The organism is Streptomyces solincola, assembly GCF_002982015.1.
In the GTDB taxonomy this organism is placed as follows: domain Bacteria; phylum Actinomycetota; class Actinomycetes; order Streptomycetales; family Streptomycetaceae; genus Streptomyces; species Streptomyces solincola.
The window spans coordinates 1-14,709 of sequence record NZ_PVLV01000044.1 but is presented as its reverse complement, the minus strand read 5'-3'; the positions used below and the strand labels follow the sequence as shown (position 1 = coordinate 14,709).

General features: G+C 75.0%; 13 protein-coding genes. 5 read left to right on the top strand and 8 right to left on the bottom strand.

Annotated elements, in window-relative coordinates; all coding sequences use genetic code 11:
• Positions 1-135 precede the first annotated feature (135 nt).
• On the top strand, positions 136-1,041 hold the full coding sequence (locus C6N75_RS03190; RefSeq protein ID WP_105867292.1) for a LysR family transcriptional regulator: 906 nt from the start codon (positions 136-138) through the stop codon (positions 1,039-1,041).
• Entirely contained in the window at positions 1,038-1,955 is a 918-nt protein-coding gene (locus tag C6N75_RS03185) for a serine hydrolase (RefSeq protein WP_105867291.1), read from the top strand. The genes C6N75_RS03190 and C6N75_RS03185 overlap by 4 nt, the downstream gene beginning before the upstream one ends.
• A 22-nt stretch (positions 1,956-1,977) precedes the next feature.
• Here C6N75_RS03185 and C6N75_RS03180 read toward each other — a convergent pair whose 3' ends face one another.
• Positions 1,978-2,802: a serine hydrolase domain-containing protein gene (locus C6N75_RS03180; RefSeq protein ID WP_105867290.1), complete on the bottom strand. Its 825-nt coding sequence runs from the start codon at positions 2,800-2,802 to the stop codon at positions 1,978-1,980.
• A gap of 88 nt (positions 2,803-2,890) precedes the next feature.
• Here C6N75_RS03180 and C6N75_RS03175 point away from each other — a divergent pair, with 88 nt between their 5' ends.
• A complete protein-coding gene (locus C6N75_RS03175; RefSeq protein ID WP_105867295.1) occupies positions 2,891-3,394 on the top strand; it encodes a MerR family transcriptional regulator in 504 nt (167 codons plus the stop codon).
• A 43-nt stretch (positions 3,395-3,437) separates the two neighbouring features.
• Positions 3,438-4,457, top strand: coding sequence for an aldo/keto reductase (locus C6N75_RS03170; RefSeq protein WP_105867289.1), 1,020 nt, complete (start codon positions 3,438-3,440; stop codon positions 4,455-4,457).
• A 64-nt stretch (positions 4,458-4,521) separates the two neighbouring features.
• Here the strand turns inward: C6N75_RS03170 and C6N75_RS03165 are convergent, their stop codons facing one another.
• The 7 genes from C6N75_RS03165 to C6N75_RS03135 all read right to left on the bottom strand — a co-directional run bounded on the left by C6N75_RS03165 (position 4,522) and on the right by C6N75_RS03135 (position 12,398).
• Positions 4,522-5,775 (bottom strand): acyltransferase family protein, encoded by a 1,254-nt coding sequence (locus tag C6N75_RS03165; RefSeq protein WP_258177196.1) that lies wholly within the window; start codon positions 5,773-5,775, stop codon positions 4,522-4,524.
• Positions 5,772-6,851 carry an alpha/beta hydrolase gene (locus C6N75_RS03160; protein ID WP_105867288.1) on the bottom strand — a complete coding sequence of 360 codons (1,080 nt, stop codon included), beginning with the start codon at positions 6,849-6,851 and terminating at the stop codon, positions 5,772-5,774. Before C6N75_RS03160 ends, C6N75_RS03165 begins: the two co-directional genes overlap by 4 nt.
• A 168-nt stretch (positions 6,852-7,019) precedes the next feature.
• Positions 7,020-7,697, bottom strand: a complete 678-nt coding sequence (locus tag C6N75_RS03155; RefSeq protein ID WP_105867287.1) for a response regulator — start codon at positions 7,695-7,697, stop codon at positions 7,020-7,022.
• The gene (locus tag C6N75_RS03150; RefSeq protein ID WP_105867286.1) at positions 7,694-9,109 is read right to left on the bottom strand and encodes a sensor histidine kinase; all 1,416 of its coding nucleotides are present in this window, start codon (positions 9,107-9,109) and stop codon (positions 7,694-7,696) included. Before C6N75_RS03150 ends, C6N75_RS03155 begins: the two co-directional genes overlap by 4 nt.
• Before the next feature lie 210 nt (positions 9,110-9,319).
• The gene (locus C6N75_RS03145) at positions 9,320-10,234 is read right to left on the bottom strand and encodes a DUF4429 domain-containing protein (RefSeq protein ID WP_105867285.1); all 915 of its coding nucleotides are present in this window, start codon (positions 10,232-10,234) and stop codon (positions 9,320-9,322) included.
• A 76-nt stretch (positions 10,235-10,310) separates the two neighbouring features.
• Entirely contained in the window at positions 10,311-11,555 is a 1,245-nt protein-coding gene (locus tag C6N75_RS03140) for an alpha/beta hydrolase (protein WP_105867284.1), read from the bottom strand.
• A 162-nt stretch (positions 11,556-11,717) separates the two neighbouring features.
• Positions 11,718-12,398 (bottom strand): TetR family transcriptional regulator, encoded by a 681-nt coding sequence (locus tag C6N75_RS03135; protein ID WP_258177195.1) that lies wholly within the window; start codon positions 12,396-12,398, stop codon positions 11,718-11,720.
• A 227-nt stretch (positions 12,399-12,625) separates the two neighbouring features.
• Here C6N75_RS03135 and C6N75_RS03130 point away from each other — a divergent pair, with 227 nt between their 5' ends.
• Positions 12,626-14,236 carry an MFS transporter gene (locus tag C6N75_RS03130; protein ID WP_105867283.1) on the top strand — a complete coding sequence of 537 codons (1,611 nt, stop codon included), beginning with the start codon at positions 12,626-12,628 and terminating at the stop codon, positions 14,234-14,236.
• Positions 14,237-14,709: the final 473 nt, after the last annotated feature.

Here is a 14,709-nt window from a genome sequence, read left to right as displayed (position 1 = left end):
GCGGCGCGGACCCCGTGGAGGCGTCCGGCGGCCGAGGCGGCGCTGCCGCCTCGTCGGACACCCTCGCCGCGCGAGCGCCTCCGGCACCAATACCGGCCCGCCCGCCCTCATGCGGGAAACGCATACAGTGGCCGGGTGGATCTGGTGGGAGCATGCCGCGCCTTCGTCGCCGTCAGCGACCACGGCGGCTTCACCGACGGCGCGGCCGCCGCCGGGGTGTCGCAGCCGGTGGCCAGCCGCCGGGTCGCCGCCCTGGAGGAACGCCTCGGCGAGCCGCTGTTCGAACGCTCGGTGCGCCGGGCCGTCCTCACCCCCTTCGGCCGCGAGATGCTGCCGCACGCCCGCCGGCTCGTCGAGGACGCCGACGGGCTGCTGCACGAGGCCGCGGCCGCCCGCCGCCGGCCCTGGAAGCTGGCCGTGCCCGAGACCTGCACCACCGGCGGGCTCGCCCGGCTCGTCGCCCGGGCCCGCGGCCTCGGCATGCTGCTGGACCCGCGCCCCGCCCGCCCGGCCCGCCGCGGCGAACTCCTGCTCGCCCGGCGGGTGCGCGCCGCCCTGCTCGCCGTCCCGGAGCAGGAGGCCGCCTGGCCGGTGCCGCTCGGGCTCGCCGCCGCCCGCGACCCGGGCGTACGCCGCGTCCACCTGGAGACGCTGCGGCTCGGGCGCACCGCCCGCGGCCCGGCCCGACGGGTCTGGCTCCAGCCGGAGGACGACGTCCCGCACGTCCGCGACCCGCTCGCCCAACTGCGCGACGCGGTCGGGCTGCGCCCCGCCCAGCTCGCCCTCGCCCCCGACACCACCACCGCGGTCGCCGAGATACTCGCCGCGCCCGACCTGCTGCTGTGCTCGGCGGCGCAGGCCTGCCACCTCGGGCTGCACTGGCGGCCGTTGGGCGAGTACACCCCCGTCCGCGGCTATCTGCTGGGCCTGGCGGCGGACAGCGGGCCCGAACCCCCGCTGTCCCGGCTCGGCGAGGAGATCGGCGCCTGTGTGGGAGCGTCCACGCCAGGGGACCCGGCCGACGAGAGGGACGGCGGATGACGAGCACGGAAGCGCTGCTGCGGTCGCTGCGGCGGGAACTGCGGGACGGGGGCCTGCGCGGCTGCCTGCTCGTACGGGATCTGCACACCGGCGCGGAGGTGGGCATCGACGCGGACGTCCCGCTGCCGTCCGCGTCCCTGGTCAAGGTGCCGCTGGCGCTGGCCACCGCCGAGCGGGTCCGGCGCGGCGACCTGGACGGCGGGCAGCCGGTCGACGTCGCCCCGGGCCGGATCACCACCCCCGGCCCCACCGGGCTGAGCCGGTTCCGGCACCCGGCCCGGGTGGCCGTGGACGACCTGCTCTATCTGAGCGTCTGCCTCAGCGACAGCACCGCCGCCGACGCCCTGTTCGACCTGACCCCGCCGGACCGGGTGACGGTCCAGTTGAAGGCGTGGGGCCTGAGCGGCATCACCGTCCGGCACCGGGTCGGCGAGCTGACCGACACACCGGCGGAGCGCTTCGAGACCGGACAGGTCCACCTGGCGCACGCGCTGGCGATCAACGCGGGCGCCTCCGCCGAGATCGGCGGCCGCGGACACCGCCTGCCGCAGCTCGACACCACCCGCGCCAGCACCGGCACCGCCCGCGCCTGGGCCGACCTGCTCCAGGCGCTCTGGCTGCCCTCCGCCATCCCGGCCGACGTCGCCACCACCGTACGGGAGCTGATGCGGCACAACCTGGTACGCCAGCGGCTCGCCCCGGACTTCAGCTCCGACGCCACCACCTGGTCCTCCAAGACCGGCACCCTGCTGAACCTGCGCCACGAGGTCGGCGTCGTGGAGCACGCCGACGGCCAGGTCTTCGCCGTCGCCGCGCTCACCGAGTCGTCCGTGCCGGCCAGTGCCCAGCCCGGCGCGGAGGCCCTGATGGCCCACGCCGCCCGCACCCTCCGCGACCACCTGCGCCAGCGCTGAGCGCGGCCGGGACCCGACGGCGTCAGGCCGCCGCGCCGCCCAGCTCCGCCAGGACCGCGTCGGTGAAGGCGGGCCACGCCTCGACCGCCCACGGCCCGAAGTCCCGGTCGGTGAGGGCGACAGCGGCCGCGCCGGCGTCCGGGTCGATCCACAGGAAGGTGCCGGACTGGCCGAAGTGGCCGAAGGTCCGGGGCGAGGAGGCGGACCCGGTCCAGTGCGGGGACTTGCCGTCCCGGATCTCGAAGCCGAGGCCCCAGTCGTTGGGCCGCTGGTGGCCGTAGCCGGGCAGGATGCCGGTCAGCCCGGGGTGGACGACGCTCATCGCGGCCAGCACCGTGCGCGCGTCCAGCAGCCTGGGGGCCTGCACCTCGGCCGCGAAGCGGACCAGGTCGTCGACGGTGGACACGGCGTCCTTGGCCGCCGAGCCGTCCAGCGCCGTCGCCCGCATGCCGAGCGGCTCCAGCACCGCCTGGCGCAGGTACTCGGGGAACGGGATGTCCGTCGCCTTGGCCACATGGTCGGCCAGCACCTCGAACCCGGCGTTGGAGTAGACGCGGCGCGTCCCCGGCTCGGCCTGCCGCCGGTGCTCGTCGAAGGCCAGACCGGAGGTGTGCGCCAGCAGGTGCCGGACGGTCGACCCCTCGGGGCCGGCCGGCTCGTCCAGCTCGACGGCCCCCTCCTCGTACGCCACCAGCACCGCGTACGCCGCCAACGGCTTGGTCACCGAGGCCAGCGGGAACGGCCGGCCGGTCGGGCCGTGCGCGCCCGCCACCGTCCCGTCCGCGCGCACCACGGCGGCCGCCGCGTTCGGTACCGGCCAGTTGTCGATCATCGCCAGGCTCTGCATGCGTCCGAGCGTATCCCCGGCGTCCGGATGCCCGTGCGGCCGGTCCGCGCTTGCTTCGAGTGCACTCCAAGGTTCTAGCGTGGAGGGCATGACGGTGATCGAGAGCACACCGGTACCGGTCCGCCGGCCCCACCCGGCCGCCCGGAGCGAGGGAGCCCCGGCGGACGGGGTCTGCGCCGCCGCGCCGCCCGCGCATCCCCGCCCCGACGGGCGGGACCGCTACACCATCAGCGAGGTCGCCGCCTGGACCGGGCTCACCGCGCACACCCTGCGCTGGTACGAGCGGATCGGGCTGATGCCGCACGTGGACCGCTCGCACACCGGGCAGCGCCGCTTCACCAACCGCGACCTGGACTGGCTGGTGTTCGTCGGCAAGCTCCGGCTGACCGGGATGCCGGTGGCGGCGATGGTCCGGTACGCGGAGCTGGTGCGGGCCGGCGCGTCCACCGTCGACGAGCGCCGCGAACTGCTGGAGACCACCCGGCGGGACGTCCTGGCCCGCATCGACGAGCTGACCGACACCCTCGCCGTCCTCGACCACAAGATCGGCGTCTACGGCGCCCGGCAGCCCGCGCCGGACCTCGCCCCCTGACCGCAGCGGACCGCACGCACCACCCGAGAGGAACGCGTACGACATGACCGACGCATTCGAGAAGATCCGCACCGTGCAACTGGGCACGGACGGCCCCCGTACGGGCGTCCAGGGCTTCGGCGCCATGGGCATCAGCGAGTTCTACGGCGACACCGACCAGGCCGCCGCCCGGGACACCCTGGACGCGGCCCTGGAGGCCGGCGTCACCCTCATCGACACCGCCGACATCTACGGCCGCGGGGCCAACGAGGAGTTCCTCGCCCCGTTCGTCGCCGCCCACCGCGACGAGATCACCCTCGCCAGCAAGTTCGCCATCCAGCGCGACTCCGCCGACGAGCGGGTCATCCGCAACGACCCCGCCTACATCCGCGACGCCGTCGAGGCCAGCCTGCGCCGCCTGGGCGCCGACCACATCGACCTCTACTACATGCACCGCCGCGACCCGCACGTGCCGCTGTCCGAGTCGGTCGGGGCCATGGCCGAACTGGTCCAGCAGGGCAAGGTCCGCTACCTGGGCCTGAGCGAGGTGACCGGGTCCGAGCTGCGCGAGGCGCACGCCGTGCACCCGATCACCGCCCTTCAGTCGGAGTGGTCGGTCTTCTCCCGGGACGTCGAACGCAGCGCCGTCGGCGCCGCCGCCGAACTGGGCGTCGCCTTCGTGCCGTACTCCCCGCTCGGCCGCGGCTTCCTGACCGGGGCGTTCGCCAACGCCGAGCAGGACCTGGCCAAGGACGACTTCCGGCGCTTCCAGCCGCGCTTCACCGGCGACAACGCCAAGGCCAACGCCGCCCTGCTGGAGCCGCTGCGCGCCATCGCCGACGCCCACGGGGCGACGCCCGCGCAGATCGCGCTGGCCTGGGTGCAGCAGCGGGCGGACGTGCACGGGCTGACGGTGGTGCCGATCCCCGGCACCCGCAAGCGCAGCCGGCTGCTGGAGAACGCCGCCGCCACCCGGATCACCCTCACCGCCGAGGAGCTGGCCGCGCTGGAGCCGATCGCCGGCCGGGTCGCCGGCGACCGCTACCCCGACATGTCCTCCACCTCCGCCGCCCGCGAGGGCTGAGCCCCCTGGCGGCCTTCAAGGCCCCTGTCGCCCTCCGGCGGGCCCCGGCGGCCCCCGGAAGGCGTCAGCCGAAGGCCCAGACGGCGAAGCCCGCCGCCAGCAGCGCGGCCGCCGCGCGGCGGACCGGACCGGCCCCGGTCCACGGGGCCTCCCACCGCCGCGCGTACCGGCCGATCACCGCCAGCAGCACCGCGAACAGCGGCAGCCAGGCCACCCGGGCAGCGATCCACGCCAGGGTGTCCGGAGCGGTGGTCAGCCCCGGCACCGCGCCCGACCATCCGGCGGCCGGCACCGCCGCGGCCAGCATCGCCGTCTGGTGCCAGCACAGGATCGTCATCGCGGACAGGTTGACCACCACCACCGGCGCCCACAGCGCGGGCCGCCGCCGCAGCAGCCCGTCCAGCCTCCCGTGCAGCAGGATCGCCGCCCCGCTCTGCGCCGCGGCCAGGGCCACCACCAGCAGCGACGGCGGATGGGAGTTGGTGCGCGCCTCGCCCGGCACCCCCACCATCGACGCCGGATAGCCGCAGACCAGCAGCAGCGCGGCGAACAGGGCCGCGCCGCCGGCCAGCAGCCACCACGCCTGCCGCCGCCCCAGCCGGCCCACCGCCCAGACCGCGCCGAGCTGGTAGGCGAACAGCCAGCCGGGCAGGATGTTCACCGCGCCCAGCCAGGACGGCACGGCCTCCGCGTACGGGCCGTAGCGCAGCGCGTCCACCACCGCCACCGTGCCCAGCAGCGGCGCCGCCGCCCACACCCCCAGCCGCCGCGCCGCCCGCAGGCAGTACGGGGTGAGCGCCGTGACGACCGTGTACACGCCCACGAACCACAGCGGCTGGACGACCAGCGTGGTCGCCGTGCGCAGGGTGTCCTGCGGCACCCCGAGGCCGTGCCGCAGCACGGGCAGCGCCGCCGCCCACACCGCCGTCACACCGAGCACCGGCCGCCCCAGCCGGGCTGCCCGGCCGCGCAGCCAGTCGGCGGTCGACCCGGTGCGCCGCCGGTAGGACAGCGCCGAGGCGTAGCCGCCGACGAGGAAGAAGACCCCCAGCATCTGGAGCACCCAGCTCACCGGGGCGAAGACTCCGAACGCGCTGAGCGGGCTGGCGTTGTGCAGGCCGCCGTCGTCCGCGTCGACGGTGAAGCCGCCGAGCATCCAGTGCCCCAGCGGCACGGCGAGCAGCGCCAGCGCCCGCAGGCCGTCGACCGCCCGGTCCCGGTGCGCGGGCGTCCGCGCCTCGATTGCCTCGATCACCTCGACCGCCTTGACCGCCGTCACCGTCTTGCTTGTCTTGACCGTCTCGATCAGGGCTCTCATCGGGCTTCCCCTTCCGCGATGGCGGCGAAGGCGGCGAGCGAGGCGGTGCCGGGCGCGAAGTAGCCGGTGTGGCCGCGGGCCCCGGTGACCGGCACCGGACGGGCGCCGAAGGACGGCGACGCCGGATCCGCGCCGTGCCCCAGCCCCAGCAGCTCCACATGCGGTACGGAGTCGATCCAGTCGTCCCCGTCCTTGGCCGCCCACACCCGGGCCCGGGTGCGCAGGGCGGCGGCGCTGTCCGCGCGCATCCCGGGCGACCCGAGGACCACCAGGTCGCGGGCGTTCAGCCGGGGCGCGGCCAGACCGCACACCACCGAGCCGTAGCTGTGGCAGAACACCGCCGGCGCGGGCAGCCCGACCGCCGCCAGCCCCTCGGTGAACCGCACCAGCCGCTCGGCGCCCGCCTCGGCGAGCCGCCCGGTGGCCGCGTCCACCCCCACGCCGACCGGCGTGGTGTAGCCGGCCCAGGCGATGACGGCGGTCCGGCCGCCGGTCCGCCCCCGCAGCGCCCGCGCCATCCCGGCCGGGGTGCCGTACGGGTCGGAGGCCCGGTCGTAGCTGGAGGCGTCGATGTCCGAGCCGGGGGTGATCACGGCGACGTGGTCGCTCGTCTCCAGATCCCCGAAGACCTCGGCGACCTGTCCCCGCCCGCGCGGGTCGAAGGCGAGGATCCGCCGCCCGGCGAGCCGCCCGAACCGGCCGTCGTGCCGCAGCGCCAGCCCGTTCGCCCGGTAGCGCAGGGAGACCGGGACGCCGTCCAGGTTGCCCACCACCGACGGGTGCCGCCCCGCCAGGCGGAGGCGCCGGGCGTCGTCGAGACCCGCGAAGAACGCGGCGACCTCGGCCGGCGACGCGGTGGCCGGGTCCGGCAGCGGGCGGCCCAGCGAGAGGTCAGCCCGCCAGGCCGCGCTGCCCGGCGGCGGACCGGTGACGGCCGGCTGCGCGTCCCCGGCGGCCCATCCGGCGGTGCCCGCGGCCACCGCCGCCGTCACCGCCGCCGCGACCAGCGTCCTGCGCAGCCGGCGGAACCGGAACCCGCCCTTCGCCGCGGTCCTCGCACCCCTGGAACGGCCCATGCCGTCGCCCCCCTCGTCTCCCGTGTCCGGCCTTCACCGCGCTGAGCGGCGGCGGGAGGAAGGTAGGAAGACGACGGGCGGTACCGCGTCACCCCCGGGTGCCGACCGGCGGTGCTACCGGGGTAGGGGGTGGGGGCCCTCGGAGCGGGCTCCCGGTCCGGCCGCGGGTCAGACCTCGCCGGGGGTGACCAGCCCCGACTCGTACGCGAAGACGACCGCCTGGGCCCGGTCGCGCAGGTCCAGCTTGGCCAGCACCCGCCCGATGTGGGTCTTCACGGTCTGCTCGGCGAGCACCAGGCGGCCCGCGATCTCCTGGTTGGACAGGCCCCGGGCGATCAGCTCCAGCACCTCCGTCTCACGGGGCGTCAGCCCGTTCAGCCGCAGCGAGCGGTCCCGGCGCGGGGCGGGGCGGGAGGCGGCGAAGTCCGCGATCAGCCGCCGGGTCACCGATGGGGCCAGCAGCGCCTCGCCCGCCGCCACGATCCGCACCGCGGCGATCAGGTCGGCGGGCGGGGCGTCCTTCAGCAGGAACCCGGACGCGCCCGCGCGCAGCGCCTCGTACACGTAGTCGTCCACGTCGAAGGTGGTGAGCATGAGCACCCGCGGCCGGTGGACGACCCCGGGCGGCGGCGACAGCACCTCGCGGGCCGCGGCCAGCCCGTCCATCTCCGGCATCCGCACGTCCATCAGCACCACGTCCGGACGGGTGGAGCGGGCCACCGCCACCCCGGCCCGCCCGTCGGCGGCCTCGCCGACCACGTCGATGTCCGCCTGCGCGGACAACAGCGCGGCGAATCCCGCGCGCACCATGGCCTGGTCGTCGACGATGATCACACGGATGGTCACTCGGTCCCCTCTGGTTCCTCGGGCGCCGCGGCCTCCCCGGCGGCGCCGGGTTCTGCCACCGACGGCGGGGCCGCCTCGTCGCGCAGCGGCATCCGGGCCGCGACCCGGAAGCCGCCGTCCGGCAGCGGACCGGTGTCCAGGGTGCCGCCGGTCAACCGTACGCGCTCCCGCATGCCGACCAGACCGTGCCCCGTCCCCGTGCTCTCCAGCGGCGAAGCCACCCTGTCGGCCGGGCCGTTGACCACCAGCACGGTCAGCCAGCGGCCGCTCGCGGACACCGTCACCGACACCCTGGTCGGCGCGCCCGGAGCATGCCGCACCACGTTCGCCAGCGCCTCCTGCACGATCCGGTACGCCGACACGTCCACCGCCTGCGGCACCGCCCCCGGGTCGGCCGGCAGCGACAACTCGGCCGGCACCCCCGCCCGCACCGTCGCCTCCACGAGCTGCTGCACCCGGTCCAGGCCCGGCTGGGGCGCCCGCTCGCCCTCCGCGCCCTCGCTGCGCAGCACCGACAGCAGCCGCCGCATCTCGGTGAGGGACTCGCGGGCCGAGCCGGCGATGGCGGTGAACTCCTCACGGGCCGCGTCCGGAAGGCCGGTGATCCGGTACGGGGCCGACTCGGCCTGCACGGTGATCACCGACATGTGGTGCGCCACCACGTCGTGCAACTCCCGGGCGATGCGGGCGCGTTCCTCCAGCAGGGTGCGCCGGGAGCGCTCCGCCTCACTGATCGACTCCTGCTCCACCAGCTTCCGCCGCGCCTCGCCGCCCTCCCGGAGCGACGCCGTCACCACCAGCACCACCCCGGTCAGCACGAACAGCAGCACGGCCACCCCGCTGCCGCGTCCCCGGCTGACCGGTTCGAAGGCCAGCCCCGCCGCCCCGGTCAGCAGCCACACGGCGACCAGCGTCCGGGGCGGCTCCCGCAGGCCGAGGGCGACCATCAGCAGCAGGTAGCCCACCACGCCCATCGGCGTCCACGGCCAGCTCAGCCCGTCGTGAAGACCCGTCAGCAGCGCCGCGACCGCGCCGAGCACATCGGCGGCGCCGATGATCCACCAGGATTGCAGGGGCCTGGTGACGGCCGACACCAGCGGCGCGGTCTGCGCGGTGGCCAGCGCCCCGGCCAGCGCGCCGTTCATCCCGTAGTCGTGGATCAGGACGGTGACGGTGACCGGCAGCAGGGTGCCGACGGCAGCCAGCGCCAAGGCGTACGGCAGCCAGCGCAGCCACGGCCGGGCCGCCCGCCCCATCAACGGCGCCCCGGGCCGCGTGGGGGTGCCCAGCCCGCGCAGCGACCCGGCGACCACGCCCGGTGCCAGAGGGGACGACGGCCGGTATCGGCCCTGCCGGTCTTCGGTGCGCTGCTCCTCGGCGCGCGGGCCGGGATCGCGGGAGGGAGTGCTCATGGTCCGGTCAGCGTAGGCAGCAGACCGCCGCCCCGGCGTCGGCCCCCGGTCCCGCCCGTGCCGCACCCCTCATACCCCCGTCCCGGTCCCCGGGTCATACCCCGGTATCAGCCGGTGCACAGGAGCCGGGCGAGCCGGCCGCCCCAGGTGGTCGTCGTGGCGCGAGCCGGACCCTCCGGCCTCCGCACGCCCCCGGCGGGCCCGCCGGCCTTACAACTCGTCCAGCAACTGCGCCTTCTTCGCGGCGAACTCCTCGTCCGTCACCAGGCCCGCCTGGTACAGCTCGCCGAGGTGGCGGATGCGCTCGGCGACCGCCGCCGGGTCCCGGCCCGCGACCGCCACCCCCGAGGGCACCCCGGCCGGGACCGCGACGGGCGCGGCCTTCCGTACCGCCGCGAGCACCGCCGCCGCGAAGGGCAGCGACTCGTGCACCGGGCCGTAACCCGCCCCGAACACCACCGCCGCCGGGTCCTTCTCCGCCTGCTCGCCGTCCTGCGGCCCCGCCCCGCGCCGCACCAGCCGCAGATGCCCGTCGATCAGCTCGGGCGAACGCCACTCGACGCCGGCCAGCTCGCTGACCGGAAAGAACTGGTCACCGGCCTTCCACTTGGCCGAGGACGCGCCCGTACGCGACCAGCGGAACGCCACCTGCTCGCCGTCGAACACGGCCTTCCCGTCGTACGCCTTGAACTGCAACGGGGGCGTGGGGGCGGTGATCAGGAAGCGCTCCGCGCGGCCGCAGTCACCCTCGACGTCCGCGCCCGGCCCGGATATCCGGGCGTCCTCGATCCGGCCGCGCAACTCGTCGGCGTAGTAGTCGGCGAACTTCTCCTGCTCCTGCGGCAGCACCAGCCGGTAGGGGTCGACGCCTTCGGGCAGCTGCCCGGCCGCCGCGTCCATCAGCGGATCGGCGCCCGGTCTCGGCACCGCGTGCAGCACCACGGTGCCGCGTCTGCCAGGGGAGACCGCCACGGACGCCAACGCCTCGTACGGGACGCGTCGTTCGCGCAGCACCTGGTACAGCCTCGGTGCGCGGATTCCCCGTTCGAAGCGGATGAGCACGGCGTCGGGTTCGAACTCCCAGGTGGCATGAATTCCGGCCAGCACATCACCCATGCGCCCCATCGTATGCGGCGTGCGCCCGCGCGTCGCTACCCGCGCGTACCCGACCTTCCGCACACGCCGCGGCGATCTACGCGCGTCAGACCTTCGCCGTGCCGGAGATTTCCCCGCTGACCGGCTCGTCGAGGGGAAGACCGTCGCGGCAGCCGTCCTGCCCGGCGGCGCAGCGCACCGACCCGTACGCCCCGACGCCTATCCCGGCGAAGTTGCGCAGACTGTCCGTTCCCGGGACGAAGTAGCCCGCGTGCCCGGCCGCGCCGTGCGAGGACACCAGCCGCGCCCCGAACTCCGGCGCCACCGGGTCGGCCCCGTGGCCGAGGCCGCCGACCTCCAGGTACGGCACGTCGGCGATCCAGTCGTCGGCGTCCCGCGCCGCCCACACCCGGGCCCCGGTGCCGAGCCCGGCGACGTTGTCCGCCCGCATGCCGGGGCTCCCGGCCACCGCCACGTCGGTGACCCGCTTCGGCAGCTTGTGCGCCGCCACCCCGCAGACCACCGAGCCGTAGCTGTGGCAGAACAGGGCGACCTCGGAGGAGCCGGGCAGCCCCTCGGTGAGGTCGACCAGCCGGTCCGCGCCGGTCGCGGCGAGCCGCCCGGTGGCCGCGTCCATCCCCACGCCGGCCGGCGAGGCGTAGTCCGCCCAGGCGATCACGGCGGTACGGGTGGAGGGGGAGGTCTCCCGCTCGGCCTGGTACAGCGAGGTCGCCATGCCCACCGGGGCCGTGTACTTCAGGGCGCTCTTCTGGAAGGTGAGGAGATTGGTGTCGACCCCGGGCACCACCACCGACACCCGCTCGGCCCGTCCCAGGTCGCCGAAGACCTCGGCCACCCGCCCGCGCCCGGCCGGGTCGAACGCCAGGATCTGCCGGTCCGGCCGGAGCAGCGCGGCGAACCGGTGCATCCGGCGTACCGCCTGCCGGTGGCCGTCGTCCGACAGCCGCCGGTCCCCGGCCCGGTCCCGCTCGTCGTCCAGCGCGGCGCGCAGCGCGATCCGGTTGGCCCGGTAGCGCACGGGGAGCGGGGCGCCGTCCAGGTTCCCCACCACGTAGGGGTGCCGCAGCGCGAGCCGGTCCTGCTGGCGCTGGGTGAGGGCGCCGAAGAACGCCGAGATCGCGGCCGGCCGCTCGTCGGGGTCCGGCAGCGTCCGGTACGCGATGCGGTCGTGCCGCCAGGCGGCCATCGCGGCCTCCCGCGGCTCCTGCGGGCCGTCGCCCCGGCCGACGGCCGTCCAGCCGGTGGTCATGACGAGCACGACGACCACGACCAGCGCGAGCAAGACGCGCCACAGGGCGTGCGGAAGCGGAGCGGTGTCGGAGGAAGTCACTGCGGGACACCCTAGGAGGCGCCCCCGCCCCGGACGACGAAGCCGAGCACGCGAAGCGTGACCGACCTCACGCGTAGGAGGGGGATTCGGGGGAAGGCCGTGCCCGGCCGTGCACGGAGGGTGTAAGGAAACCGGCCGACGGGGCGCGCCCGTCGCTCTCGGTCAGGTCCTACGGGCGGCGTCCGCGGCGTCCGCGTCGCTGCCCGCGGTGCGTCGCCAGTCTCCCGCGAGGGCCGGACCGAGCTGGTCGAGGTAGGCGACGGTGATGGCGCGGATCGCCTCCATGGACCGGTCCTCCCCGCGCACCCACATCTGTCCGGTGATCCGCATGATGCCGCCGAACGCCGCGACCGCCACCCGGGGGCGCGGATCGGCGTCCACGTCCAGCCCCTCCCGCTCGGCGATCAGCCGGACGATCGCCTCGTCCGTCTCCATCGCGCGGCGCAGGTGGACCGCGAGCAGCGCGGGTGTGGACTCGATGACCTGGAAGGTGCGCAGATACAGCTCGACCGGCACCACCTCCATGATGGCCTCGCCGATCGTGTCCCAGGCGCACAGCACCGCGTTGCGCATCGCCTCGAACGGGGGCTCCGGTGCGGGGCGGTCCCGCAGCGCCGCCAGGAAGTGCGCCTCGACCATCTCCTGTACGCCGAAGGCGACGTCCTCCTTGCTGGCGAAGTAGCGGAAGAAGGTGCGCTGGGAGACGTCCACCGCGCCGGCGATCTCGTCGACGGTGGTCTCCTCGTACCCGCGGGTGGTGAAGAGCTCGAGGGCGGTGCGCATCAGGGCGTCCCGGGTGCGCTGCTTCTTGCGTTCCCGCAGTCCGGACTGCCCGACTGTCACCACTGCGTCCTCTTCCACTCGATGTCCCCGTCGATACCCCCGCCGATGCCCCCGCCGATGCCCCCGGTCCGAGGCGGCCCACCGGAGGTCGCGCGCCGACGTCTCGCCGGAGGCCGTCCCCCGACATCCGCTGATGCCTCCGTGGCGGACTGCCTGTGAGGTAGGTGACAGTTACCGGCGACTGAAACGCTTTGTCAATTGTCAGTCACTGACACTAGCCTTTCGGTATGACTAGTCAGACCACCATCGACAAGCAGTCCCAGGGGCAGGAGCCCCCGGCGCCCGGGCCCTCAGGGCTGCGCGGCCACCCCTGGCTGACGCTGTTCGCCGTGGCCGTGGGTGTGATGATGGTCGCGCTCGACGGCACCATCGTCGCCATCGCCAACCCCGCCATCCAGGCCGATCTCGGCGCCGGCCTCTCCGACGTCCAGTGGATCACCAACGGGTATCTGCTCGCGCTGGCCGTCGCCCTGATCACGGCGGGCAAGCTCGGTGACCGCTTCGGACACCGCCAGACCTTCCTGATCGGCATCACCGGCTTCGCCGCCGCCTCCGCCGCCATCGGGTTCTCCAGCAGCATCGGGCTGGTCGTCGGGTTCCGTGTGCTCCAGGGCCTCTTCGGCGCGCTGCTCATGCCCGCCGCGCTCGGTCTGCTGCGGGCCACCTTCCCGGCCGAGAAGCTGAACATGGCGATCGGCATCTGGGGCATGGTCATCGGCGCCTCGACCGCCGGCGGCCCGATCCTCGGCGGCGTGCTGGTCGAACGGGTCAGTTGGCAGTCGGTGTTCTTCATCAACGTGCCGGTCGGCGTCCTGGCGCTGGTGATGGGCCTGGTGATCCTCAAGGACCACCGCGCCGCCAACGCCCCCCGCTCCTTCGACATCCCCGGCATCCTGCTGCTCTCCGCCGCGATGGCCTCGCTGGTGTGGGGTCTGATCAAGGCCGGGGAGAGCTGGGGCTGGGGCAGTGCCAGCACCTGGCTGTGCGTGCTCGGCTCGCTCGCCCTGTTCGTGCTGTTCGCCGTCTGGGAGACCAAGACCAAGGAGCCGCTCATCCCGCTGGCGATGTTCCGCTCCGTTCCGCTGTCGGCGGGCGTGGTGCTGATGGTGCTCATGGCGTTCGCCTTCATGGGCGGCCTCTTCTTCGTGTCGTTCTACCTCCAGGGCGTCAAGGGGATGAGCCCCATCGACAGCGGTCTGCACCTGCTGCCGCTGACCGCGATGATGATCGTCTCCTCGCCCCTGGCCGGAGCGATGATCACCAAGTTCGGGCCGCGGGTGCCGCTGGTGGGCGGCATGGTCTGCACCGCGACCGCCATGTTCGGCATGATCACCCTGACCCCCGCCACCGGCACGCTCGCCCTGTCGCTCTGGTTCGCCCTGCTGGGCCTGGGCCTGGCGCCGGTCATGGTGGGCGCCACCGAGGTGATCGTGGGCAACGCCCCGCTGGAGCTCTCCGGCGTGGCCGGCGGTCTCCAGCAGTCCGCCATGCAGGTCGGCGGCGCGCTCGGCACCGCGGTGCTCAGCTCGGTCATGGCCTCCAAGGTGAGCGCCGACTTCGCGCAGAACTGGAAGAGCGCCGGGATCCCGGTCCCGCCGGACCCGCGTCTGGAGGAGGCGGCGGAGTTCGGCAGGGTCCCCGAGGAACTGGCCAAGGCCCCCGGCATGACCCCGGAGCTGACTGCCAAGATCGGCGACGTCATCCAGGACACCTTCATGTCGGGCATGGCCATGGCGTTCACGGTCGCCGGCGTGGTGGCCGTGGTCGCCGCCGTGGTGGCCGTGCTGACCAAGCGCGGCGCCAACGCCGACGCGGCCGCGGGCGCGGCGCACATCTGACGCCCCCGCCCGCCGGTCCTGGCCGGCCGTCACAAGGCCCCGCGACACGCCTGTCGCGGGGCCTTCGCGCACCCCGGCGCAGCTCGGTGGAAGCGGCGCCCCGTCAGCACAGTCACTCTCCGTCATCCTTATGGGTGGACAAGCCGGTCGACCCCTTCCCGGCACCGTCACTCAGTGTCACCATCGGGATGTCGCTACGCGAGCAGTCGGGCAGTGCCCCTCGCGTACGCCGTCGCCAGACACTCGACACGACATCCGACGACATCCGACGCCTTCCGGCACCATCCGACGACATCCCACGGGGGTCCACCATGCGCTCCACCGCCCTGCTCCTCACCGCCGCGGCCGCCACTCTGGCCGCCACCGCCACCGCCACCGCCACCGCCGCCGCCCCCACGCCGCCGACGCGGGCGACCACCGCCGCCGCGATGGTCGCCCGCGTCGGCGGCGTGGGGGCGGCGGCGGTGGCGGTG

Coding starts and splice junctions, on each gene's coding strand:
- C6N75_RS03185 (WP_105867291.1), top strand. CDS start 1,038: ATGACGAGCACGGAAGCGCTGCTGCGGTCGCTGCGGCGGGAACTGCGG.
- C6N75_RS03180 (WP_105867290.1), bottom strand. CDS start 2,802: ATGCAGAGCCTGGCGATGATCGACAACTGGCCGGTACCGAACGCGGCG.
- C6N75_RS03175 (WP_105867295.1), top strand. CDS start 2,891: ATGACGGTGATCGAGAGCACACCGGTACCGGTCCGCCGGCCCCACCCG.
- C6N75_RS03170 (WP_105867289.1), top strand. CDS start 3,438: ATGACCGACGCATTCGAGAAGATCCGCACCGTGCAACTGGGCACGGAC.
- C6N75_RS03165 (WP_258177196.1), bottom strand. CDS start 5,775: ATGAGAGCCCTGATCGAGACGGTCAAGACAAGCAAGACGGTGACGGCG.
- C6N75_RS03160 (WP_105867288.1), bottom strand. CDS start 6,851: ATGGGCCGTTCCAGGGGTGCGAGGACCGCGGCGAAGGGCGGGTTCCGG.
- C6N75_RS03150 (WP_105867286.1), bottom strand. CDS start 9,109: ATGAGCACTCCCTCCCGCGATCCCGGCCCGCGCGCCGAGGAGCAGCGC.
- C6N75_RS03145 (WP_105867285.1), bottom strand. CDS start 10,234: ATGGGGCGCATGGGTGATGTGCTGGCCGGAATTCATGCCACCTGGGAG.
- C6N75_RS03130 (WP_105867283.1), top strand. CDS start 12,626: ATGACTAGTCAGACCACCATCGACAAGCAGTCCCAGGGGCAGGAGCCC.